1 protein-coding gene is annotated in these 297 nt (G+C 62.0%); it reads left to right on the forward strand.

Annotated features, from left to right (window positions below; genetic code table 11):
• A partial coding sequence (locus LD028_RS08720; RefSeq protein WP_237811580.1) for a hypothetical protein occupies positions 1–297 on the forward strand: 297 nt, incomplete at both ends.

A 297-nucleotide genomic window follows, 5' to 3' on the forward strand; every position in this document is an offset into this window, starting at 1 on the left:
GACATCGTGGCTGCGATCAACTACTTTATCAACCTGCTGCACGGCGTGGGTTCGACCGACGACATCGACCACCTGGGCAACCGCCGTCTCCGCTCCGTGGGCGAACTGCTGCAGAACCAGTTCCGCATCGGTCTGTCCCGGATGGAGCGCGTGGTCCGCGAACGCATGTCGATCCAGGATCAGAACCAGATCACGCCGCAGGCCCTGATCAACATTCGTCCGGTGATCGCCGCCATCAAGGAGTTCTTCGGCAGCTCCCAGCTCTCCCAGTTCATGGACCAGACCAACCCGCTGGCG

The organism is Anoxybacillus sp. LAT27 (assembly GCF_022030075.1).
Classification (GTDB): Bacteria; Bacillota; Bacilli; order Bacillales; family Anoxybacillaceae; genus Anoxybacillus; species Anoxybacillus kestanbolensis.